Below are 22,339 nucleotides of genomic sequence, written 5' to 3' on the forward strand. Positions count from 1 at the left end.
CGGCATCCGGCTTACTTGCGCGCCTGCTCCATCAGCGTGGTGAAGCGGTCGAACAGGTACGCCACGTCGTGCGGGCCTGGCGACGCCTCCGGGTGCCCCTGGAAGCAGAAGGCCGGCTTGTCGTTCAGCGCGAAGCCCTGCAGCGTGCCGTCGAACAGCGACACGTGCGTCACCCGTGCGTTGGCCGGCAGCGTCTGTGCATCGACTTCGAAGCCATGGTTCTGCGAGGTGATCACCACGCGGCCATCGTCCAGGTCCTTGACCGGATGGTTGGCGCCATGGTGGCCGGTTGCCATCTTGCGCGTCTTGGCGCCGACGGCCAGGCCCATGATCTGGTGGCCCAGGCAGATGCCGAAGGTCGGGATGCCCTTGCGCAGGAACTCCTCGGTCGCGCGGATGGCGTAGTCGCACGGCTCGGGATCGCCCGGGCCGTTGGCCAGGAAGATGCCGTCCGGGTTGTACGCCAGCGCGTCGGCGGCGCTCGACTGGGCCGGCAGCACCGTGATGCGGCAGCCGCGCTGCGCCAGCATGCGCAGGATGTTGTACTTGACGCCGTAGTCGAACGCGACCACGTGGAAACGGGGCTTCTCCAGCTTGCCGTAGCCCTGGCCCAGCGCCCATTCCGTCTGGTTCCATTCGTACGGCTCGCGCACGGACACGACCTTGGCCAGGTCCATGCCGGCCAGGCCCGGGAACGAGCGCGCCAGGTCGATGGCCTTCTGCACATTGTCCTCGCCGGCCAGGATGCAGCCGTTCTGCGCGCCCTTCTCGCGCAGGATGCGGGTCAGCTTGCGGGTGTCGATGCCGGCGATGCCGGGCACCTTCTCCTGCTTCAGGTAGTGCGAGAGCGTGTGTTCCTTGCGGAAGTTGGAGGCCAGCAGCGGCAGATCCTTGATGATCAGGCCGGCGGCATGGACTTTGGCGGCTTCGACGTCCTCAACATTGACACCGACATTGCCGATATGCGGATACGTCAGCGTGACGATCTGCCGGGAATAGCTCGGGTCGGTAAGGATTTCCTGGTAACCGGTCAGCGCGGTGTTGAACACCACTTCGCCGATGGTATGGCCGGGGGCGCCGATGGAATAGCCACGAAAGACCGTGCCGTCTGCTAGCGCAAGAATGGCGGGCGGGAAAGACGGTAACACGGGTAGAGGCTCCTGCTGGATTCACCCCGTGACCAACCTCTCTCGACGCCGTTGCCCCTGTTCGGGGGCCCCCTGATGGACAGCCTCGACTGGCCGGCTTCCCGCATTGGCGGGTGACTGGCAGGGGCCGGGCCGCGCGACAATCCGGCTCATGGGCCGGGCGCAGCGACAAGGGGGCAGCGGAAGGTGGAATGCGGTAGGCGCTAGGGTGAAGGGTTCTGAAAGCGAAACTTTCGGATTGTACCTCACTGGCGCCAATTTCTCAAGAATTCAAAGACTTGCGCGCGACCGGGCGGGCTTGCACGAACCGGCGTCGCTGCTCGGCTGAGTCGCAATCGCCACTCGCGCGAGCGCCTATACTGAATCCGCCGGCCGCCAGGCCGGAGGCAGGAGGCCATATGGAATCCAAGCGCAAGACCATCGATTGCCGCGACTATCCGAGCGCCAATCACTGCACGGTAGCGATCAGCGCCGACAGCGAGGACGAGTTGCTCGAAGCCGCGGTCCAGCATGCGGTTGCGGTGCATCAGCATCAGGACAGCCCGGCGCTGCGCACCCAGCTGAAGTCGCTGTTCAAGGACGCCGCCACGACGGCGTGACCCCGCAGCCGGCGTGCCGAAAGGACGGCGCGCCGGCTCACTCTCCTGGCGGCACCACCGCCGTCACTTCGATCTCGATCAGCGCCCGCGGTTCGACCAGATCGGCGACTTCAACCGCCGTCATTGCCGGGAAGTGGCGTCCGATGATTGTCCGATAATGGGCACCGATCTCGCGCCACGCGGCGACGTAGGCGCGCTTGTCCTTCACATACCAGGTCATCCGGGCGATGTGCGCCGGGCTTGCCCCGCCCTGCTCCAGCACCGCGACGATGTTGCGCAAGGCCTGGCCGGCCTGCTCCGCCAGATCGTCGGTCTCGAATTCGCACTGGGCATTCCAGCCGATCTGCCCGCCGACGAAGATCAGCCGGCTGCCCACCTGCAGTTCGGTCATCACACCGTTGGCATAGCCGCGCGGCGGGGCCCAGCCCGGCGGCTGCAGGAAGGTCATTGGTTCCGCGAGCGGCATCTGCATGGTCATGTCGGTTCTCTCGTTTGCTCGAAATCAGTGTTGCAGAAGCGGGCCATCGCCGCGCGCACGGCGGGCGGAAACGGCTGCGGGGTCAAGGCGCCTTGCGCCGTGACGCAGACCAGCCGCTGGGTCAGTTCCAGCCGCAGGTCGGACGCCGGCCCGGTGAAGCGCACCGCGAGCGTGCAACTGCTGGTGCCCAGCCGCGTCACCCGCAGTTCGCGCCTCAGTTCATCGCCCAGCCGGCTGGGCGCGACAAAGCGGCATTGGATCTCGGCAGTGGGCATCGCCGCGCGGTCGGCGCCGTGCATGGTGGCGAACGGCCATTGCAGCGCCTCGCCGAACCAGTCCTCGACCAGATCGTTGAGCATCTCGAAGTAGCGCGGAAAGAACACGATGCCGGCGGCGTCGCAGTCGCCGAATCGCACCCGATGCGCGCGGACGAAGGCCTGCATGCCGCTCACCGCCGTGCCGCGGACACGGCGCCCGCGCCGCCATCGACCACCGGCTCCATGTCGGCAGCCATCTGCCGCAGCCGGAAGCGCTGCAGCTTGCCGGTTTCGGTGCGCGGCAGCTGCTGCACGAAGACGATGCGGCGCGGGTACTTGTAGGGAGCGATCTGCCGCTTGACGTGGTCCTGCAACGCCTGTCGCAAGGCGTCGCTGCCCTCGAAGCCCGCGCGTGTCACCACATATGCCATCACGATCTGCCCGCGCTCCGGATCGGGTACCCCCACCACACCGCACTCGGACACTGCCTCGTGCTGCATCAGCGCCGCTTCGACCTCCGGCCCGGCGATGTTGTAGCCCGCCGAGACGATCATGTCGTCCGAGCGCGCCTGGTAGAAGTAGTAGCCGTCCTCATCGGCGACGAAGGTGTCGCCGGGCAGGTTCCAGCCGTCGCGCACGTAGTCGTGCTGACGCGGATCGTCCAGGTAGCGGCAACCGGTGGGGCCGCGCACCGCAAGCTTGCCCGGCGTGCCGGGCGGCAGCGTGCGCATCTGGTCGTCGACAATGCGCGCCTCGTAGCCGGGCACGGCCTTGCCAATCGCACCTGGGCGCACCTCGGCGCCGGCGCTGGAGATGAAGATATGCATCATCTCGGTGGCGCCGATGCCATCGATCATCTCGATGCCGGTGGCCGCCTTCCAGCGCTGGCGCGTCGCGTCGGGCAGGGCTTCTCCCGCCGACACGCTCTTGCGCAAGCTGCCCAGGTCTCGTCCTGGCGCGGCCGCCGCCATCTGCCGGTAGAAGGTCGGGGCGGTGAAGACGATGGTCGCCCGGGTCGCCTCGATCAGGTCCAGCAGGCTCTCCGGCGTCAGCTTCTCGGCCAGCACGGTGGTGGCGCCGGCCCGCAACGGAAAACACAGCAGCCCGCCGAGTCCGAAGGTGAAGGCAAGCGGCGGCGTGCCGCAGAACACGTCGTCCTCGGTCGGCTTGAGGATGTGCCGCGGGAACAGATCGCACATCGCGATCACGTCGCGGTGAAAGTGCACGGTCCCCTTGGGCTGGCCCGTGGTGCCGCTGGTAAAGGCGATGATCGCCACATCGTCGGCGGCGGTATCGCAGGCGGCGAAGTCGGCCGGCTTGCCCGCCAGCGCCGCGTCCAGCGACGCATCGTCGCCCGGCGCCTGGAAGACCCGCAGTTGCCGCAGGGACGGGCAGTGCGACGGACCGCCCGCCTGCCGCAGCGGCTCCAGCTCCTCCAGCAGCCGTGCGTCGCACAAGGCCGCGTCCACCTGCGCCCGCTCGACGATGGTGCGCAGCTCGCGCGCCCGCAGCAGCGGCATGGTGGGCACGGCGATCAGCCCGGCCTTGAGGGTGGCCAGCAGGCTCGCCGCCATCATCGGGCTGTTCGGCCCGCGCAGCAGCACGCGATTGCCGGGGATCAGGCCCATGTCCTCGGTCAGCACGCGCGCGATCCGGTTCACCGTGGCGGCGAGGCCCGCGTAGGTGAGCGTGGAGAATCCGCCCTGCGCACTGGCGTCCGGGTAGCAGATCGCCGCGTGCTCGCCGCGGCCCGCATCCAGTTGGCGGTCGAGCAGCTCGGCCGTGGCGTTCAGCCGCTCCGGATAGCGCGTATCGTCGTTGAAGACGAACTCGGGCCAGGCGTCGCGCGGCGGCAGGCGGTCACGGGCAAAGGTATCGAGGTGGGCAGTGGCGGCCATGGCGGGCTCCCTTCTTGGCGCGGAGGATGGGTTCGGCGAAGGACTGCTGGCAGGAGTGCGGTTCAGAAACTCTCCGGATCGCGGCGCCGGCGCTAGCCGGTCCCGCCCGCCTTCGAACTGGCGGCAAGCAGGTCGCGGCCGACGATCAGCTTCTGTACCTCGGTGGCGCCCTCGTAGATGCGCAGCGCGCGGATCTCCCGATACAGGCTTTCCACCCGCGAGCCGAGGCGAACCCCGTGCCCGCCGAACAGCTGCACCGCGCGGTCGATCACCATCTGGGCGTTCTCGGTGGCGCTCATCTTGGCCATCGCGGCCTGCCTGGTGGTGCGCATGCCGCCGCGCTCGCGCGATACGTCGCGCAGCCACGCGGCGCGCCAGGTCAGCAAGGCCGCCGCATCGAGCGCCGTCGCCATCTCGCCGAGCGCGGCCTGCGTAAGCTGCAGTTCGCCCAGCGTGCCGCCGAACATGCGGCGCGTATGCGCGTGGGCGAGCGCGGCATCGAGGGCGGCGCGGCCAAAGCCGAGCGCGGCGGCGGCCACGGATGCGCGGAAGATGTCGAGCGTGCGCATGGCCAGCTTGAACCCCTCCCCTGCCTCGCCCAGCCGCTGGCTCGCCGGAATCCGGCATCCGGCGAAGCGCAATGTGGCGAGCGGATGCGGCGCCATCACGTCGATGCGCTGGGCGACCTCGAATCCCGAGGTGTCGGCGTCGACCACGAAGGCGCTGATGCCGCGCGCGCCTTCCGCTTCGCCGGTGCGGGCGAAGACGCAGTAGAAGTCCGCGATGCCGCCGTTGGAGATCCACGTCTTGACGCCATCGAGGACATAGCTGTCGCCGTCGCGCACCGCGCGGCATTGCATCGCCGCCACGTCCGAGCCGGCCTCCGGCTCCGACAACGCAAAGGCGGCGATGGCCTCGCCGCGCGCGACACGCGGTAGATAGCGCTCGCGCAGCGCTTCGCTGCCGGCCAGGCTGATCGCGCCGGAGCCCAGGCCCTGCATGGCGAAGGCGAAGTCGGCAAGACCGTCGTACCGCGCCAGCGTCGCGCGCAGCAGGCACAGCGCGCGCGAGTCGAGCTCGGGCAAGGCACCGCCGTACGAGCGCGGCACGCAGTAGCGCAGCCAGCCGGCCGCGCCCAGCATGCGCACCAGTTCCCGGCAGCGCGCATCGACGTCGGTGCCGGGCCCATGCCCATGCAACTCGCGGGTGGGCGCGCCGAAGGTCCGGTCGCACCATGCTTCCAGTTCTGCCGCCAGGCCACGGTGTGCCTCGTCGAACAACGGCAGTTGCAGATCCTCTTCCCAGCTGGTCGGCATGTCCTCGCTCCTGTCGGTCCGGTGCTCTGTCCGGTGCTCTGTCCGGTGCTCTGTCCGGTGCTCTGTCCGGTGCTCTGTCCCGTGTTCTGCCCGGTGTCAGTCGCCCTGGAAGGCGGGCGGCAGCTTGGCGACAAACGCCTCGTAGGCGCGGCGGAAATCCGCCGTCTGCATGCAGATCGCCTGTGCCTGTGCCTCCGCCTCGATCGCTTCGTCCAGGCCCATGTTCCATTCCTGGTGCAGCAGCGTCTTGGTGATGCCGTGCGCGAAGGTCGGCCCGGCGGCAAGACGCGCCGCCAGCGCCGAGGCCTCCTGCTGCAGGCTGTCGGGCGAATGCAGCGCATTGAAAAAGCCCCATGCCAGGCCCTCCTGCGCGCTCATCGAGCGGCCGGTGTAGAGCAGCTCGCTCGCCCTGCCCTGGCCGATCACGCGCGGCAGCAGCGAGCACGCGCCCATGTCCGCGCCGGCCAGCCCTACCCGCACGAAGAGGAACGCCGTGCGTGCCGCCTCGGTGGCCAGGCGCATGTCGGCGGCCAGCGCGATCATCGCGCCGGCCCCGGCGCAGACACCGTCCACCGCGGCAATCACCGGCTGCGGACAGTGGCGCATCGCCTTGACCAGATCGCCCGTCATCCGGGTGAAGGCGAGCAGGCCCGCCATGTCCATTCGCGTCAGCGGCCCGATGATCTCGTGCACGTCGCCGCCCGAACAGAAGTTGCCGCCGGCGCCGGTGACCACCACCACGCGGATATCCGATGCGTACACCAGCGCGCGGAACAGGTCGCGCAGCTCCGCATACGAATCGAAGGTCAGCGGATTCTTGCGGTCCGGCCGGTTCAGCGTGATGGTGCCGACCTTGCCGTCTTCGGACACCGACCACAGGAAATGGCGGGCGGCATAGCTCGCCAGTTCTCGCCGATGGTGCTGCATGGCGCCCACGCTGTCGCTCTCGTTCATCTGCGCTCCTTGCCTGTCAGGAAATCGTGGTGTCGCGTTGTGGATGGTGTGCTTCATCCCGTCATGACCTCGCCGCCGGCCACCGCAATCGCTTGCCCCGTCATCGCTGCAGCATCGGGGCGGCACAGCCACAGCACGGTGCTGGCCACCTCCTCGGGCTGCACCAGGCGCCGCTGCGGATTCCTCGCCGCCAGTTCGGCGCGCGCCTGCGCTTCGTTGCGCCCGGTCTTCGCGACGATATTGGCGACCGCGTCGCGCACCAGGTCGGTCTCGGTGTAACCGGGGCACACCGCATTGACCGTGACACCGCTGCGCGCGGTCTCCAGCGCCAGCGCTCGCGTCAGGCCGATCACGCCATGCTTGGCGGCGCAATACGCGCTGACATAGGCATAGCCGGTCAGGCCCGCGGTACTGGCGACGTTGACGATCCGGCCCCAGCCGGCGTCGAGCATCGCCGGCAGCGCCGCCTGCGTGCAGTGGAACGTGCCGTTCAGGTTAGCATCGAGCATCCGTCGCCACAGCTGGGCATCGGTGCGCCCGAACGGCGCGCTCACCGCCTGCCCGGCGTTGTTGACCAGGATCGCGATCGGTCCGGCCTGCTGGCTTGCGCGTTCGAACGCGTGCTGCACGGCATCGGCATCCGCGACATCGGCCTGCACCGCTTGCACCGCTGCGCCAGCACCGGACGCCGCGCGCAGCTGCATGACGGCGCGCTCCAGCGACGCGCCGTCGCGCCCGACCAGCGTGACCGCCGCGCCTGCCCGATGCAGCGCCGCAGCAATGGCGGCGCCGATGCCGCGCGCACCGCCGGTAACCAGCGCATGCCGGCCGGCGAGAACATCGATCCGCTCGGCGCTCATGCCACCACACCCTGCGCCGCCGCGCGCTCGTACAGCGTTTCCAGCTGCCGCTTGCCCGCCAGGTAGGGACGCGGCCACGGCACCTCCCGGTAGCCCAGCCGCGCCGCCTGGTGCAGGGTCCAGGCCGGATCCGCCAGGTGCGGCCGCGCGATCGCGCACAGGTCGGCGCGGCCGGCAGCGATGATGCTGTCGACCTGGTCGCCGTCGGTAATGGCGCCCACCGCGATGGTCGCGATGCCGGCCTCGTTGCGGATACGGTCGGCAAACGGTGTCTGGTACATCCGCCCGTAGACCGGCGCCTGCTCGGGGCTGACCTGGCCGGACGAACAGTCAATCATGTCGGCACCGGCATCACGGAAGGCGCGGGCAATCTCGACCGCGTCATCGGGTGTGATGCCGCCTTCCACCCAGTCGTGCGCGGAGATGCGCACCGACATCGGCCGGCGTGACGGCCAGACTTCCCGCACCGCGGCGAAGACCTCCAGCGGATAGCGCAGCCGCGCCTGCAGCGAGCCGCCGTATTCATCCTGGCGCAGGTTGGTCAGCGGCGAGATGAAGGACGACAGCAGATAGCCGTGCGCGCAATGCAGCTCGAGCCAGTCGAAGCCCGCCTCCGCTGCCCGGCGCGCCGCGGCGACGAAGGCATCCCGCACCTCGTCCATATCCTGCCGCGTCATCTCGCGGGGCACCTGCGAGATGCCGGGCAGATAGGGCAACGGGGACGCGGACAGCAGCGGCCAGTTACCCTCGGGCAACGGATGGTCCATGCGCTGCCAGCCCAGTTGCGTCGAACCCTTGCGCCCCGAGTGGCCCAGCTGGATGCCGATGCGCGCGCCGCTGTTGCCATGGACGAAATCGACGATGCGCCGCCAGGCATCGCGCTGGGCATCGTCCCACAGGCCGGGGCAGCCCGGCGTGATGCGGCCCTCGGGCGTGACGCAGGTCATCTCCGCCATCACCAGCGCCGCGCCGCCAGTGGCCCGGGCGCCCAGATGCACCAGATGAAAGTCGCCGGGCACGCCGTCGACGCACGAGTACATCGCCATGGGAGATACCACCACGCGGTTGCGCAGCACCAGGTCGCGCACACGGTAGGGCGTCAGCATCGGCGGCAGCGGATCCGCGGCGGGCGGATTCTCGCCGTCCGGCGCCATGCCCGATTGCGCCGCTAGCCAGCGCTCGTAGCCCGCGACGTAGCCAGGGTCGCGCAGCCGCAGGTTTTCATGCGAGATGCGCTGGGAGCGCGTCAGCAGCGAATAGGCAAACTGCTCCACCGGCAGGCGCGCATAGCGTTCGACGTTCTCGAACCACTCCGTCGAATTGCGCGCGGCGTTCTGGATCTTCAGCACCTCGACGCTGCGGGTGGCTTCATAGCGTTGCAGCGCCTCTTCCAGCCCAGGCCCTGCACCGCCCTGCCCCACGTCGACACCGCGCAGGTTGTTCGCCAGGTCGATGCCGTCCTCCAGCGCCAGCCGGGTGCCCGATCCGATCGAAAAGTGCGCGGTATGGGCCGCGTCGCCCATCAGCACCACCGGCACGCGGCGCCCGTCGTCCAGCGTGTTCCAGTGCACCCAGGTGCGGCAGATCACGCGCTGGAAGCGGATCCAGTTGGCCGACCCGCGCAGATGCGTGGCGTTGCTGATCAGCGGCTGCCCGTCCAGGTAGCGCGCGAACAGCCGCTCGCAGAAGGCGATCGCCTGCGGCTGGTCCATCCGGTCCAGCCCCGCGGCGCGCCACACCGCCTCCGGCGTCTCCACGATGAAGGTCGAGGTGTCGTCGTCGAAGCGGTAGGCATGCGCCTGAAACCAGCCGTGCTCGGTCTGCTCGAAGGCGAAGGTGAAGGCGTCGAAGCGGCGATGCGTGCCCAGCCAGACGAAGCGGCAGTGCCGCGCTTCGACATCCGGCTGGAAGGTGTCGGCATAGCGCGTGCGAATGCGGCTGTTGACGCCGTCCGAGGCGATCACCAGATCCGCGCCGAAGCGCTGCGCCAGCGCCGCATCGTCCTCGACATCGGTCTCGAACACCAGCCGCACGCCGAGCGCTTCGCAGCGCGCCTGCAGGATATTGAGCAGACGCTTGCGGCCGATGCCGATAAAGCCGTGGCCGCCCGACCGGATCGTGCGGCCGCGCATGTGGATATCGATGTCGTCCCAGTGGTTGAAGGCGGCGTCGATCTGTTCCGCGCTCTGCGGATCGGCCTCGCGCAGGTTCGCCATGGTCGCGTCGGAGAACACCACGCCCCAGCCGAAGGTGTCGTAGGGCCGGTTGCGCTCCACTACCGTCACCTCATGCGCCGGGTTCTGCCGCTTCATCAGCAGGCCGAAGTAGAGCCCCGCAGGACCGCCGCCGATACACAGCACTCGCATTGCCTGTCTCCTTGGGGTGTCCCCCGGGCGCGCTTTTTATATAGATATGAATATTTTAGTTATAAAATATTAGTCGACGCGGGGGCGAATGGCAAGGCGATATTTGGGCGCCGCCCTGCTCCGCAGCCAGGGCGGCAAGGGACGCCCGCCTAGCCCGCGCCGCTCGCAGCGGGAACTGCCTCGGCCACGCCGAGCGCCTGCCGCAGATGATCCAGCGTAGACGGATCCTCGATGGTCGTCAGATCGCCGGTCTCGCGTCCTTCCGCGATCGCCTGGATCGCCCGACGCAGCAGCTTGCCGGACCGGGTCTTGGGCAGTGCCGGTACGAACACGATGCGCGACGGTCGGGCCACCGCTCCCAGCTGGCTCTCCACGATGCGCATCAGTTCGCCTTCCAGTGCCCTGTGCGCGGCATCGGTACCGGCAAGCTGGGCATCGCGCAGGATGCACACCGCCAGCGCGACCTGGCCCTTGAGGGCATCGGCCACGCCCACCACGGCCACTTCCGCCACTGCCGGGTGCGACGCCAGGCTTTCCTCGATTTCGCGTGTGCCGAGCCGGTGACCGGCCACGTTGATGACATCGTCGGTGCGTCCCAGGATGAAGAGATAGCCGTCCTCGTCCCGCACGCCCCAGTCGAAGGTCGAATAGCGCTGGCGATCGGGGAAGTTGGACCAGTAGGTGCGCACGAAGCGGCTGTCGTCGCCCCACACGGTGCTCATGCACCCCGGTGGCAACGGGCCCTCGATCGCCACCACGCCCTTCTGCCCCGCCGCGCAATCCGCGCCGGTACGCTCGTCGACAATGCGAACGTCATAGCCATAGACCGGCACCCCGGGCGAGCCGAGCTTCGGCGGCAGGCGCTCGATGCCCGGCTGCAGGGCGATCACCGGCCACCCCGTCTCGGTCTGCCAGTAGTTGTCCACCACCGGCTTGCCGATGCCCTGCTGGATCCAGCTGGCGGTCGGCTCGTCCAGCGGTTCCCCCGCCAGGAACAGCGTGCGCAGGCTCGACAGATCGTAGCGCGTCAGCCAGGCGGGATCCTGCTTCTTCAGCACGCGGATGGCGGTCGGCGCGCTGAACATCACGTTGACGCGATGCTGCTCGGCCAGCCGCCACAGGATGCCGCCGTCCGGGCGCACCGGCGTGCCCTCGTACATCACCGTGGTCATCCCCGCCAGCAGCGGTCCGTAGACGATATAGCTGTGCCCGACCACCCAGCCGATGTCCGAGGTGGTGAACATGGTGTCGCCGGCATGGGCGCCGAAGATCAGCTCCATCGAGGTGGCCAGCGCCACCGCATAGCCACCGGTATCGCGCTGCACCCCCTTCGGTTTGCCCGTGGTGCCGGAGGTATAGAGCACATAGGACGGTTCATTGGATTCGAGCCACTCGCAGGGCACTGCCGCCGCCCCGACCCGTTCGCGCCACCCCGCGTAGTCCTCGTCGCGCCCCGGCACCATCGCCACCGGCGCCAGGCCCCGGTCCACCAGCAGTACGCGCTCGGGGCGATGGGTGGCGCGCGCCAGCGCCTCGTCCAGCAGCGGCTTGTAAGCGACCACCTTGCCTGCGCGAGAACCCGCGTCGGCGCTGATCACCACCCGCGGGCGGGCGTCGTCCAGCCGCGCGGCCAGGCTGATCGAGGCAAACCCGCCGAACACCACGGAATGGATGGCGCCGATCCGCGTGCACGCCAGCATCGCGAACACCGCTTCGGGGATCATCGGCATGTAGATCAGCACGCGGTCGCCCTTGCGCACGCCAAACTCGCGCAATATCGCCGCCATGCGGTTGACCTCGCCATGCAGCTCGCGGTAACTGATGCTGCGCTGCCGATCGACCTCGGTCGAAGTCCAGACCAGCGCGGCCTGGTCCGCTCGCGTTGCCAGATGGCGGTCCACCGCGTTGTGGCACAGATTGGTTCGTCCCCCGACGAACCACCGTGCGAACGGCGGCCTGCTGTAGTCGAGCACCCGCTCGCAGCGGGTCTCCCAATCGATGCGCTCGGCCTGCTCGGCCCAGAAGGCCTCCGGGTCGGCCAGGGAACGTGCATGCACGGCGCGAATCGTCGTCATGGTCTCCTCCGCATTCTGTTCTTGTAGGCGGGATTGGCCGGCAGTGAACCGGCCAGCGCCAGTTTGCCACCATGCGAGGGAGAGCGGGATTGGGGTCGTTACCCCCTTTCGGGGGAGACACGACAGAAAGACGAGATTTGGTGCGGCGCGACAGAAACGCGCGCCGCGGCAGGGGCCCGCGCTCCACCGCGGGCCGCGGCAGGCCGCTTCAGCGCGACTTCGCCTTGACCTTGGGCTTGCTGCTGGAGGATGAGGCGCGAATCACCTTTCCCTGGCTGGCGGAGGCCTTCGCTCGGGCATTGGACTGCACCACGACGCGCTTGCGGCTCGGCGCCTCGGCGTTTCGCGCGGACCCCTTGCTGGACGCCCGGACCACCTTGACCTTGTGCTCCGATGCCACCGCACGGCTGCTGCGCGCCGGCACATGCAGCACCAGCGTCTGCCCGCGCACCAGCCGGGAGCTGGAGAGCCGGTTCCAGGCGCGCACCTGCGATTCGGTGACACCATGCCGGTCGGCGATCGAGGCAATGGTGTCCCGCTTGCCGGCGCGGACCACGACGCGGCGCGTATCCGGCCGGTCCGGCTCCATTGCCAGGATGGCGCTGTCGGCGATACTCGCGCTGATGTCCTCGGTATGCCGGCCCGAGCGCGGGATCATCACGGTAGAGCCCGGCTTCAGCCGCATGCCCTTGGGAATGCGGTTGACCTCGCGCAGCGTTTCCGGATCGACGTTCAACCGCGCCGCCAGCGATTCGATGCGCTCGCGGCCATCCACCGTCACCGCGGTCCAGCTCGACAAGCCGCCCCGGTAGGTATTCAGGTTGTACTGGAAGCGCTCCGCATTATCGAAGGGCAGCAGGATCTGCGGATTCGAGGCGCCCAGAATCACCGGCTGGTTGAACGACGGATTGAGCGCGCGGAATTCTTCCAGCGGCATGTTGGCCAGCTTCGCCGCCAGCGACACATCGATATCCCGCGACGTCGTCACCGTGACGAAGTAGGGATGATCCGGAATCGACGGCAGGTTCACGCCGTATAGCGACGGATTGCCGACGATATTCTTGACCGCCTGCAGTTTCGGCACGTAATAGCGCGTCTCGTTCGGCATCGACAGGCTGGCGTAGTCCGTCGGCAGGCCCCGCGCCTCGTTGCGCGCGATTGCCCGCGATACGGCGCCTTCGCCCCAGTTATAGGCAGCCAGAGCCAGATGCCAGTCGCCGAACATATCGTGCAGCTTGCTCAGATAGTCCAGCGCGGCCTCGGTCGACGCGAGCACGTCGCGCCGCTCGTCGCGGAACAGGTTCTGCTTCAGGTTGAAGCTCTTGCCCGTGCTCGGAATGAACTGCCACATGCCCGCCGCCTTCGCGCTGGACACGGCCTCCGGGTTGAACGCGCTCTCGACGAACGGCAGCAGCGCCAGCTCGGTCGGCATGTTGCGGCGTTCCAGCTCGGCGACGATGTGGTAGAGGTACTTGCTGGAGCGCCCGATCATGCGCTCCATATAGTCCGGACGCGCGGCATACCACTGCGTCCGGTCCTCCACCAGCGTGCCTTCCAGGTCCGGCATGCTGAAGCCACGGCGGATGCGAACCCAGATGTCTTGCGACTGCCCGGCCAGGGCCCAGTCCAGTTCGCCCTTGTCGACGTCCAGCGGCTGCGACTCGCGCGCGATGGTCGCGGGGACATGAATCGAATTGAGCGGATCGGTCGCGGGCAGGCCGCCGCGACGCGGTTCATTCGCGACACTGGTCAGCAGGCCGGCGGGACCGGCTTCGGGCGGCGTGGGCGTGCCGGCGCACGCCGCAAGCAGCGTGGCGCACGCTATTGCCGCCAGGAATCGACCAAATTGCATTAAATTCTCAGATCGTGACGCTAAAAATTGTCCGATGCTAAAGAAAAAGCGGCGGTAGCGTCAATCTGAAATTTGGGCGAGGGGCGGACAAGGCGCAGCGCCGCATGGCCCCGGCGGCGTCCCTGCCCTGTCCCTGCCCTCTAGCGGAATTCGTCCTTCCACGCCCGCAGCGCGGCAAAGGCCGCGGCATCGTCGGCGTCGGCGGGCATCCGCCCGGCCAGCGCCTGCCGCACCTGGGGCAGGCGGGAACGCAAGAAGGGATTGACCTCGCGCTCGTGGCCGATGGTGGTGGGCAGCGTTGGCTGCCCCGCCGCGCGCAGTTCGGCCACCTTGTCCTGCCACCGTGCCAGCGCGTTGTTCCGCGGTTCGACGGCACGCGCGAAGCGGACATTGCTGGCGGTATACTCATGAGCGCAGTAGACGCGCGTGTCGTCCGGCAGGGCCGCGAACTGGTCCAGCGACCGCAGCATTTGGGCGGCGGTGCCTTCGAACAGCCTGCCGCAGCCGCTGGCAAACAGCGTGTCGCCGCAAAAGAGCACCGGTCCGAGGCCGTCGAGCGAACCGGTATAGGCGATGTGGCCCGCGGTATGGCCGGGGACCTCCAGCACGCGCAAGGTCAAGGCAGGATGGGCCAGCGTGACGGTATCGCCCTGGGCCACCGCCTGGGTGCGGTGCCCGATCTTCTCGGTGGCAGGACCTGCCACGGGCAGCGAACGTCCATCGGGGCCGAGCGGGTGGCTGGCGAGCAGCTGCGCGACCCCGCCCTGGTGATCGCCGTGATGATGGGTGATTAGAATGGCACCGAGTTGCAGCCCCTTGCGTTCCAGATACGCCAGCACGGGGGCCGCGTCGCCAGGGTCGACCACCGCCACCGACCGGCCGTCGTGGATGGCCCAGATGTAGTTGTCCTGGAATGCGGGGATCGGCTCCACCTTCAACATGCGTACTCCTATGTCCAAGCGTCCGATTATAGATTGGGAAAACTGGCTGGCCTCACCCCCCGGCCAGTACATGCTGCGCTGGGAGGAAGGGCAGTACGACCGCACCGTGGCCGATATATTCGGCTACCACGCCGTCCAGCTGGGTCTGCCGGCAATCGACACGCTGCGCGAGAACCGCATGCCATTCTCGGCATTGGCGCTCGACGCCGACAGCGGACCGCATGGTCCACGCGCCATCGAGCCGGGCACCGGCCCGTCGCGGCACCTGCTGTGCCGCTTCGACGAACTGCCGTTCGGCACCCAGAGCCTGGACCTCGTCACGCTGCCGCATGTGCTGGAGTTCAGCGAGGATCCGCACGAGGTGCTGCGTGAAGTCTCGCGGGTGCTGATGCCCGAAGGCCGGGTGGTGATTTCCTGCTTCAACCCGATGAGCCTGTGGGGCGCCCGCCAGGGCCTGAACCGGCTCGGCGCCGAGCCCTTCCTGCCCACCGATGCGCAGTCGATCGGATTCGTGCGCATCAAGGACTGGCTCAAGCTGCTCGGCTTCGATATCATTCGCGGCCGCTTCGGCTGCTATTGCCCTCCCTACCGGACCGAGCGCTGGTTGCAGCGCGCCGCCTTCATGGAGAAGGCCGGGGACCGCTGGTGGCCGATCTTCGGCGCCGTGTATATGCTGTCCGCAGTCAAGCGCGTGCGCAACATCCGACTCGTCGGACCGGCCTGGAAGACCCCCAAGCCGGCGCTTGCGCCGGTCGCCACGCCTGTCGCCAACGGTACTCACGGCAAGACGCCCGACGACGACGCCTGAGCCGGGTACCAGCCCTGCCAGAGCCGGCGCGTGCGGCGCTTCCCGCAAGCGCCTCGGAAGCGCCCCGCAGGCTGCGGACGCCGGCGGCAGCCTTTTCATCTCGCCACCCATCCACATGCAACAAGTCACGATTTATTCCGACGGCGCCTGCAAGGGCAATCCCGGCCCTGGCGGCTGGGGTGCGGTGCTGGTCGCCGGCACCCATGAAAAGGAGCTGTTCGGCGGCGAGGCGAACACCACCAACAACCGGATGGAGCTGACCGCCGTCATCGAAGCGCTGCGGGCACTCAAGCGTCCCTGCCGGGTGGATGTCTACACCGATTCGCAGTACGTCCAGAAAGGGATCTCGGAATGGGTCAAGGGCTGGAAGGCGCGCGGCTGGAAGACCGCCGAGCGCAAGCCGGTCAAGAATGCCGACCTGTGGCAGACGCTGGATGCGCTGGCTGCCGAGCACGATGTGGTCTGGCACTGGGTGCGCGGCCACAACGGCCATCCGGGCAACGAGCGGGCCGACGGACTGGCCAACCGCGGGGTCGCCTCGATTTCGACCGCCACGCGGGCCGGGCTTGGGTAGAATGCCCGCCATGCGACAAATCGTACTGGACACCGAAACCACCGGCCTGAACGCCGCCACTGGCGACCGCGTGATCGAAATCGGCTGCGTCGAGCTGGTCAACCGCCGGCTCACGGGCAGGCATCTGCACTTCTATCTCAATCCGGAACGCGAGATCGATGCCGGCGCCATCGAGGTGCACGGGCTGACGCTGGAATTCCTCGCCGACAAGCCGCGCTTCGCGGAAGTGGTCCATCAGATTCGGGAATTCGTCCAGGACGCGGAGCTGATCATCCACAATGCCGCCTTCGACCTGGGCTTCCTCGACATGGAATTCCAGTTGTGCGGCCTGCCTCCCTTCCGGAAACATGCGAGCAATGTGATCGACACATTGCTTGAAGCACGCCAGATGTTCCCCGGCAAACGCAACTCGCTCGATGCGCTTTGCGAGCGGCTCGGGGTCAGCAATGCGCACCGCACGCTGCACGGTGCGCTGCTTGACGCGGAACTGCTCGCCGAGGTCTACCTCGCCATGACCCGCGGACAGAACTCGCTGGTCATCGATATCGCCGAGGCGGGCGGCAGCCGTGATGGCGTCGCGGTGGCGATGGCGGACCTGTCCGCGCTGGCGCTGCCGGTGATCGAGCCGAGCGAAGAGGAACTCGCGGCGCACGCTGCCCTGCTCAAGGGGATGGGCAAGGCCGTGTGGCAGGAAGACGCCCCGCTGGAAGAGGCGGCCTGAGGCCTCCTTCTCCCCTGCCCTGTTGCGCGGCTCCCGGAAAGCGTCAGGGCGTGGCCGCCAGGCCGCCCGCTTCCCCTGCACCGGCGGGGACAGTGCGCCCCGTCAGGGCTTCCACGGCCTGCCATAGCGCCGGTCCACACGGTGCAGACACTTTCAGCGCGAGCAGGCCGTCGGCGCGCGTCATGCCCAGGTTCAGCGCCGCGATCGGCTTGGCCTGCTGCACAGCCGCCAGGCAGAAGCGGTAGCCCGAATACACCATCAGCGACGAGCCGACCACCAGCAGGGCATCGGCCCGAGCCAGCGCCGCGTGCACCGCTTCTACCCGCTCGCGCGGCACCGAATCGCCGAAGAACACCACATCGGGCTTGAGCGTGCCGCCGCAGTGCAGGCAATCGGGCACCACGACGCGGTCGAAATCGTCGCGCTCCAGCCGTGCATCGCCATCGGCGGCGGGCGCCGCCGTCAGGCCGGCAAACCCGGGGTTACGGGCTTCCAGCCGGTGCTGCACCTCCTGCCGCGAAACACGCAGCCCACACGACAGGCACGAGGCGAAGTGGATGCTGCCGTGCAGTTCCACCACGCCGGTGCTGCCCGCGGCCTGATGCAATCCATCGACATTCTGCGTGACCAGCATTTCCACCTGTCCGGCATGCTGCAAACTCGCCAACGCGTGATGTGCGGCATTCGGGCGCGCACGGGACACCACTGGCCAGCCCACCATGCTGCGAGCCCAATAGCGCTGCCGCACGGCGTGCGAGTCCAGATATTCCCGATGCTGAATCGGCTTGCGGCCTTTCCAGTTGCCATCGGCATCCCGATAGCCGGGAATACCGGACTCGGTGCTGATGCCGGCCCCGGTCAGCACCAGCAGACGCCTGTGCCGGCCGAGAAAATCCGCCAGCGCCGCGATCCGCGCCTGCATTGTCACGGCAGCATCGTCCGAAATCATGCCGCCGTTTCCCCGGGATGGCGTGCCAGCCAATCGCGCAGCTCCTGGCGATAGCGCTCCATTTCCTCGTAATAGAAATCGAAAATGCACGGATCGCAGCCGCTGCCGCAACAGGCGTCGTCGTCCGGACGATTGGGAGGCAGCGGGCGCGGGTCGTCGGCGGCGGGAGCAGTGGCTGGGGTCACGGGCACTTCAGCGGGATTTCTTTGCACGCTATCGAGTATACGGCCAGCGCCGGATTCCTGCCGCCCGCGAGCGGGCAAGCCGCAGCCAATGACCGGAACACCGTTCGTTACTGCGGCCATCGATGCGGGAATCGGAATTGCGGAAAATGCCGCTCATTTGGCTACGGGATGACTTTACCTAAAGTGCGCAGCTAAAGAGGAAAGCACGCCATTCGGGTTTTTAGGGATTATCACCATCTCGACCGGCGCCATCGATCGATCATTTTCTGCACCGGTTTTCCTTGTCACGGATTGTGCGGCCGCCCGCAGGCTGTCGTAGCGACCGTGCCATCCCATCAACCTGGCGCGATTTTCAAACCTGATACTTACCATGGTCGGCGATCCTCTCAAGCAATTCGGGCAACGCCTCACCTTTCTTCGCAAGCAGCGCGGGTGGTCCCAGGAAAAACTGGCACTGGAGAGCGGTCTGGCGCGCTCCTATCTGAGCGGAATCGAACGCGGCCTCCGAAACGTCGCATTAATCAATATCTGCACCCTTGCCGATACGCTCGGCGTGCCGCCCTTCGAGATGCTCAAATTCTCCGAGGAAAACGGTGCCGTCAATGTCGAGGAACTGCGTTCGCCATTTTCGGGAGACGAAACGCCTGCCCAGCGCAATGTACGCAGGTATATGGCCAGACTGGACAGCGACGACCAGGACGTTGTGGCGGCGGTGGCACGGGCCCTGGCTCGCAAGCGGGCAGGGTGATACGCAGGACGGCGGGCCGTCAGTGCTGTCACAGGCTGCGGTCCGCTCGCAGAAGCGGGCTGGTACCGATGCCGCAAGCCACCCTCTATCCCGCCGTGGAGACTGGCCGCTTCCATGGTGGCATGCCGGCCGGCAATGACACCGACCGATTGCCTGACTGACTCTTGCTAGACCTGTCCCGCCAGCTCCGGCGCCGCCTCACGGGTTCGCCCTGTCACCTCGTCGATCGCGCTCAGCACTTCCGCCACGGTGGGCACCACCCCGTTGTCGCCGACTGACACTGCCTGGCCGGGGGCGTCGACGCCGAAGTGTTCGCGGGAGGTGGCGGTGAACAGCATCACGCAGGGCTTGCACAAGGCGTGGGCCAGGTGGACGAAGCCGGTATCGGTGCCCACCACCAGGCTTGCGGCGTCGACGCGCTGGGCGCATTCGGTGATTGTCATCTTCGGCAGCACTTCGGCGCCCGGCATCCCCTCGGCAAGGACCTCCGACTGCTGCCGCTCGGCATCCGACCCCCAGGGCAACTGGACTCGGTAGCCCCGCGCCTGCAATTCGCGGCCGACGGCGATCCACCGTTCGGCGGGCCACTTCTTGGCCTCGGCGGAGGTGGCGTGGAACAGCATGGCGCGTGGCACGCCGTCGGAATTCAGCGGCTGCGCAGGGGCTGGCACGCGGACTTCATACCGCTCTTCAGGGCTGATCGAATATCCGAGCGCCCTGGAGGCGACCAGCCGCATCTTGTAGCGGGCGGTCGCGTCGCCATGCGGGACGAAGATATCGGTGTAGAGCGCCTCCGCCCTGGCCTCGCCCAGGTACTGCGCGGCGTAGCCGAAGCGCTTGCGGGTCCGGGCCAGCCAGCCGACGATCGCGCTCTTGTAGACGCCGTGCACATCGAGTACCGCGTCGTAGCGCTGCTGGCGCAACTCGCGCACCGCTCCCAGGATCGCCTTGAAATCCTTCCAGCTGTGCGACTTCTTGAAGCCGCGCAGCGGAGGCGCGATGACCCGGTCCACCCCGACGGTCCAGCGTGGAATATCGGCGCAGGATGCATCGGCCACCCAGTCGATGCTGGCCCCGGGAAAGGCATGCCGCAGGTCCCAGATCAGGGGTACCGTATGGGCCATGTCGCCCAGGGAAGTGATTTTGATGACGAGAATGCGCTTCATCATTCGGCCAGCGGAGTCTGCGGCAAGCGTCGCTGTTTTTGGGAAGGCGCTAGTATGCCGCAGTCCCGTGCCGGCTTCTGAAAAAGCGCGTAACGGCTGGTAAGCCGGTGGCGTTGCTGCCACCCCCGAACTACCCTCTCCCCCGGCCCCGCTCCCGCAAGCGGGCGAGGGGAGCAAACCGCAGGTTATGGGGGCCGGGGGCCGGCGTCCCTCTCCCGGCAAGCGGAAGAGGGAGCAAGACGCTCGCTCCAATGCCCCGCCTACCGGACTTTGCCCTCCTTCCAGGCCTGCAGCAGCTTGTCGTAAGGAATGGTCTCGCCTTTCGGCTTTTCGTTGGCGAGCTTTTTCCACGGCGCATGCTGATCGGACAGCCACTTGGCCGGATCGGTCCTGGGGTTGAGCTTTGGCGCGCATTGGGCCATGCCGGCTCGCTGCAGCCGGGCCATCACCTGGTCCATCTCGTCCGCCAGCGTGTCCATTGCCTGCTGCGGGCTCTTTTCATTGGTGACGGCCGTTGCGACGTTCTTCCACCACAGCTGCGCGAGCTTGGGGTAGTCGGGCACGTTGTTGCCGGTCGGGGTCCACGCCACGCGCGCGGGGCTGCGATAGAACTCGATCAGGCCGCCGTAGCGCGCGGCATTTTTCGTCAGGTAGTCGTGATGGATGTCGCTGTCGCGGATGAAGGTCAGGCCGGTCAGCGACTTCTTCAGCGACACGGTCTTGGAGGTGACGAACTGCGCGTACAGCCAGGCGCCGGCAAGGCGATTCGGGTCGGTGCTCTTGAAGAAGGTCCACGAGCCCACGTCCTGGTAGCCGTTCTGCATGCCCTGCTTCCAGTACGGCCCATACGGCGACGGCGCCATCCGCCACTTCGGTGACCCGTCGGCATTGACCACCGGCAGGCCCTTCTTCGTCATGTCGGCGGTGAAGGCGGTGTACCAGAAGATCTGCTGCGCGACCTGCCCCTGCGCCGGCACCGGGCCCGCCTCGGAGAACGTCATCCCCATCGCCTGCGGCGGCGCGTACTTCTTCATCCAGTCGATGTACTTGGTCAGGGCGTAGACGGCTGCCGGACTATTGGTGGCGCCGCCGCGCGCGACCGAGGCGCCTACCGGGGTGCACTTGTCCTCGGCGACGCGGATTCCCCACTCGTCCACCGGCATGCCGTTGGGCAGGCCGCGGTCGGCAGTGCCGGCCATCGACAGCCAGGCGTCGGTGAAGCGCCAGCCGAGCGACGGGTCCTTCTTGCCGTAGTCCATATGGCCATAGACCTTCTTGCCGTCGATCTCCTTGACGTCATTGGTGAAGAAGTCGGCGATGTCCTCGTAGGCCGACCAGTTGGTGGGTACGCCCAGGTCGTAGCCGTACTTGGCGCGAAAGCGCTCCTGCAAGTCCTTGCGGGCGAACCAGTCGGCGCGGAACCAGTACAGGTTGGCAAACTGCTGGTCCGGCAGCTGATACAGCTTGCCGTCCGGCGCGGTGGTGAACTTGGTGCCGATGAAGTCCTTGATGTCCAGATCGGGATTGGTCCATTCCTTGCCGGCCCCACCCATGTAGTCCGACAGTGGCAGGATGGCGCCATAACGGTAGTGCGTGCCGATCAGGTCCGAGTCCGAAATCCAGCCGTCGTAGATGGAGCGGCCGGACTGCATCGACGTCTGCAGCTTCTCGACGACGTCGCCCTCCTGGATCAGGTCGTGGTTGACCTTGATGCCGGTAATCTCCTCGAACGCGCGCGCCAGCGTCTTCGCCTCGTACTCGTGGGTAGTGATCGTCTCCGACACCACGTTGATCTGCGTGACGCCCTTTGCCTTCAGTTTTGCCGCGGCGTCGATGAACCACTTCATTTCCGTCATCTGCCGGTCCTTGCTCAGCGAGGACGGCTGGAACTCGTTGTCGATCCACTTCCTCGCCTCCGCTTCGCCGGCCCAGGCGGCCGGCGCGCAAGCCAGCGCGGCGGCGAGCGCGAGGGCGCGCACCGCCCCGCCCGCTGCCCGCACCGGCCTCGCTTCTGCTATCAGCGCCTTCATCGATGTCTCCTCGAATAGCCCTTCCCGGCAATGGTGGGCCGCGGTCCGGGAAGGACAGGCCGCGGCTCGATTCGGTGCAGGGGCGCGTGCCGCCTTGCTTCAGCCCTTGCGCATGACGAGCGCCAGCACCAGCATCGATGCGACGAAGCTGAACCACAGCGAAGGCTCTTCTTCCAGCGAGAACCAGCCGACCATCGCCTCGCCAAGGCCCACCCACGCCAGGTTGATCCACGCGGCGATCATCAATCCGATGAACAGGCGGTCGCCCCGCGTGGTGGGAATGGGCAGGAAGCCCTTGCGCATCGCCGAGGGCGAGCGCAGCTCCCACACCGTCATCCCGATCAGCATCGCCGCCACGCAAATGAAGAACACCGCGACGGGGGTGGTCCAGACCATCCAGTTGAGCATCGCATC

The 22,339-nt window shown here is 67.6% G+C and carries 21 protein-coding genes; 5 read left to right on the top strand and 16 right to left on the bottom strand.

The window, feature by feature from the left end:
- Positions 1-11 precede the first annotated feature (11 nt).
- Positions 12-1,148 carry a glutamine-hydrolyzing carbamoyl-phosphate synthase small subunit gene (gene carA / locus K6V06_RS04545; RefSeq protein WP_222240410.1) on the bottom strand — a complete coding sequence of 379 codons (1,137 nt, stop codon included), beginning with the start codon at positions 1,146-1,148 and terminating at the stop codon, positions 12-14.
- Positions 1,149-1,546: 398 nt separating this feature from the next.
- On the opposite strand from carA, the gene K6V06_RS04550 reads away from it, so the two are divergent.
- Complete coding sequence (locus K6V06_RS04550; RefSeq protein ID WP_222240411.1) at positions 1,547-1,747, top strand: DUF1059 domain-containing protein; 201 nt, start codon at positions 1,547-1,549, stop codon at positions 1,745-1,747.
- Positions 1,748-1,784: 37 nt separating this feature from the next.
- On the opposite strand, the gene K6V06_RS04555 is transcribed toward K6V06_RS04550, so the two are convergent.
- The 10 genes from K6V06_RS04555 to gloB form a co-directional block, all read right to left on the bottom strand.
- Positions 1,785-2,195, bottom strand: coding sequence for a RidA family protein (locus K6V06_RS04555; protein WP_222240793.1), 411 nt, complete (start codon positions 2,193-2,195; stop codon positions 1,785-1,787).
- 26 nt (positions 2,196-2,221) lie between these two features.
- The gene (locus K6V06_RS04560) at positions 2,222-2,668 is read right to left on the bottom strand and encodes a thioesterase family protein (protein ID WP_222240412.1); all 447 of its coding nucleotides are present in this window, start codon (positions 2,666-2,668) and stop codon (positions 2,222-2,224) included.
- A gap of 5 nt (positions 2,669-2,673) precedes the next feature.
- The gene (locus tag K6V06_RS04565) at positions 2,674-4,380 is read right to left on the bottom strand and encodes an AMP-binding protein (protein WP_222240413.1); all 1,707 of its coding nucleotides are present in this window, start codon (positions 4,378-4,380) and stop codon (positions 2,674-2,676) included.
- A gap of 92 nt (positions 4,381-4,472) precedes the next feature.
- On the bottom strand, positions 4,473-5,696 hold the full coding sequence (locus tag K6V06_RS04570; RefSeq protein WP_222240414.1) for an acyl-CoA dehydrogenase family protein: 1,224 nt from the start codon (positions 5,694-5,696) through the stop codon (positions 4,473-4,475).
- A gap of 96 nt (positions 5,697-5,792) precedes the next feature.
- Positions 5,793-6,650 (bottom strand): enoyl-CoA hydratase family protein, encoded by an 858-nt coding sequence (locus K6V06_RS04575; RefSeq protein WP_222240415.1) that lies wholly within the window; start codon positions 6,648-6,650, stop codon positions 5,793-5,795.
- 53 nt (positions 6,651-6,703) lie between these two features.
- On the bottom strand, positions 6,704-7,510 hold the full coding sequence (locus K6V06_RS04580; protein WP_222240416.1) for an SDR family NAD(P)-dependent oxidoreductase: 807 nt from the start codon (positions 7,508-7,510) through the stop codon (positions 6,704-6,706).
- On the bottom strand, positions 7,507-9,876 hold the full coding sequence (locus tag K6V06_RS04585; protein WP_222240417.1) for a bifunctional salicylyl-CoA 5-hydroxylase/oxidoreductase: 2,370 nt from the start codon (positions 9,874-9,876) through the stop codon (positions 7,507-7,509). The genes K6V06_RS04580 and K6V06_RS04585 overlap by 4 nt, the downstream gene beginning before the upstream one ends.
- A 149-nt stretch (positions 9,877-10,025) precedes the next feature.
- Entirely contained in the window at positions 10,026-12,041 is a 2,016-nt protein-coding gene (locus tag K6V06_RS04590; protein ID WP_370637395.1) for a propionate--CoA ligase, read from the bottom strand.
- A gap of 118 nt (positions 12,042-12,159) precedes the next feature.
- Entirely contained in the window at positions 12,160-13,803 is a 1,644-nt protein-coding gene (locus K6V06_RS04595; protein WP_222240419.1) for a transglycosylase SLT domain-containing protein, read from the bottom strand.
- Positions 13,804-13,943: 140 nt separating this feature from the next.
- Positions 13,944-14,744 carry a hydroxyacylglutathione hydrolase gene (gene gloB / locus K6V06_RS04600; RefSeq protein ID WP_222240420.1) on the bottom strand — a complete coding sequence of 267 codons (801 nt, stop codon included), beginning with the start codon at positions 14,742-14,744 and terminating at the stop codon, positions 13,944-13,946.
- A 10-nt stretch (positions 14,745-14,754) separates the two neighbouring features.
- Between gloB and K6V06_RS04605 the strand changes: the two genes are divergently transcribed.
- The 3 genes from K6V06_RS04605 to dnaQ all read left to right on the top strand — a co-directional run bounded on the left by K6V06_RS04605 (position 14,755) and on the right by dnaQ (position 16,847).
- On the top strand, positions 14,755-15,552 hold the full coding sequence (locus K6V06_RS04605) for a class I SAM-dependent methyltransferase (RefSeq protein ID WP_222240421.1): 798 nt from the start codon (positions 14,755-14,757) through the stop codon (positions 15,550-15,552).
- A 115-nt stretch (positions 15,553-15,667) separates the two neighbouring features.
- The gene (rnhA, locus tag K6V06_RS04610) at positions 15,668-16,126 is read left to right on the top strand and encodes a ribonuclease HI (RefSeq protein ID WP_222240422.1); all 459 of its coding nucleotides are present in this window, start codon (positions 15,668-15,670) and stop codon (positions 16,124-16,126) included.
- Position 16,127: 1 nt separating this feature from the next.
- Positions 16,128-16,847 carry a DNA polymerase III subunit epsilon gene (dnaQ, locus tag K6V06_RS04615; RefSeq protein WP_222240423.1) on the top strand — a complete coding sequence of 240 codons (720 nt, stop codon included), beginning with the start codon at positions 16,128-16,130 and terminating at the stop codon, positions 16,845-16,847.
- A 43-nt stretch (positions 16,848-16,890) separates the two neighbouring features.
- Here the strand turns inward: dnaQ and K6V06_RS04620 are convergent, their stop codons facing one another.
- Both K6V06_RS04620 and K6V06_RS20635 read right to left on the bottom strand, forming a co-directional pair.
- Positions 16,891-17,796: an NAD-dependent protein deacetylase gene (locus K6V06_RS04620; protein WP_222240424.1), complete on the bottom strand. Its 906-nt coding sequence runs from the start codon at positions 17,794-17,796 to the stop codon at positions 16,891-16,893.
- A complete protein-coding gene (locus tag K6V06_RS20635; protein ID WP_370637388.1) occupies positions 17,793-17,981 on the bottom strand; it encodes an oxidoreductase-like domain-containing protein in 189 nt (62 codons plus the stop codon). The genes K6V06_RS04620 and K6V06_RS20635 overlap by 4 nt, the downstream gene beginning before the upstream one ends.
- Before the next feature lie 370 nt (positions 17,982-18,351).
- On the opposite strand from K6V06_RS20635, the gene K6V06_RS04630 reads away from it, so the two are divergent.
- Positions 18,352-18,729, top strand: coding sequence for a helix-turn-helix domain-containing protein (locus K6V06_RS04630; protein ID WP_222240426.1), 378 nt, complete (start codon positions 18,352-18,354; stop codon positions 18,727-18,729).
- Positions 18,730-18,896: 167 nt separating this feature from the next.
- Here the strand turns inward: K6V06_RS04630 and waaC are convergent, their stop codons facing one another.
- The 3 genes from waaC to K6V06_RS04645 form a co-directional block, all read right to left on the bottom strand.
- Complete coding sequence (gene waaC / locus K6V06_RS04635) at positions 18,897-19,895, bottom strand: lipopolysaccharide heptosyltransferase I (protein WP_222240795.1); 999 nt, start codon at positions 19,893-19,895, stop codon at positions 18,897-18,899.
- 260 nt (positions 19,896-20,155) lie between these two features.
- The gene (locus K6V06_RS04640) at positions 20,156-21,925 is read right to left on the bottom strand and encodes an ABC transporter substrate-binding protein (protein ID WP_255581603.1); all 1,770 of its coding nucleotides are present in this window, start codon (positions 21,923-21,925) and stop codon (positions 20,156-20,158) included.
- 99 nt (positions 21,926-22,024) lie between these two features.
- Positions 22,025-22,333 carry a DUF2160 domain-containing protein gene (locus K6V06_RS04645; protein WP_222240427.1) on the bottom strand — a complete coding sequence of 103 codons (309 nt, stop codon included), beginning with the start codon at positions 22,331-22,333 and terminating at the stop codon, positions 22,025-22,027.
- Positions 22,334-22,339: the final 6 nt, after the last annotated feature.

Origin of the sequence: Cupriavidus sp. AU9028, assembly GCF_019795295.1 — a bacterium.
Taxonomy (GTDB): Bacteria; Pseudomonadota; Gammaproteobacteria; order Burkholderiales; family Burkholderiaceae; genus Cupriavidus.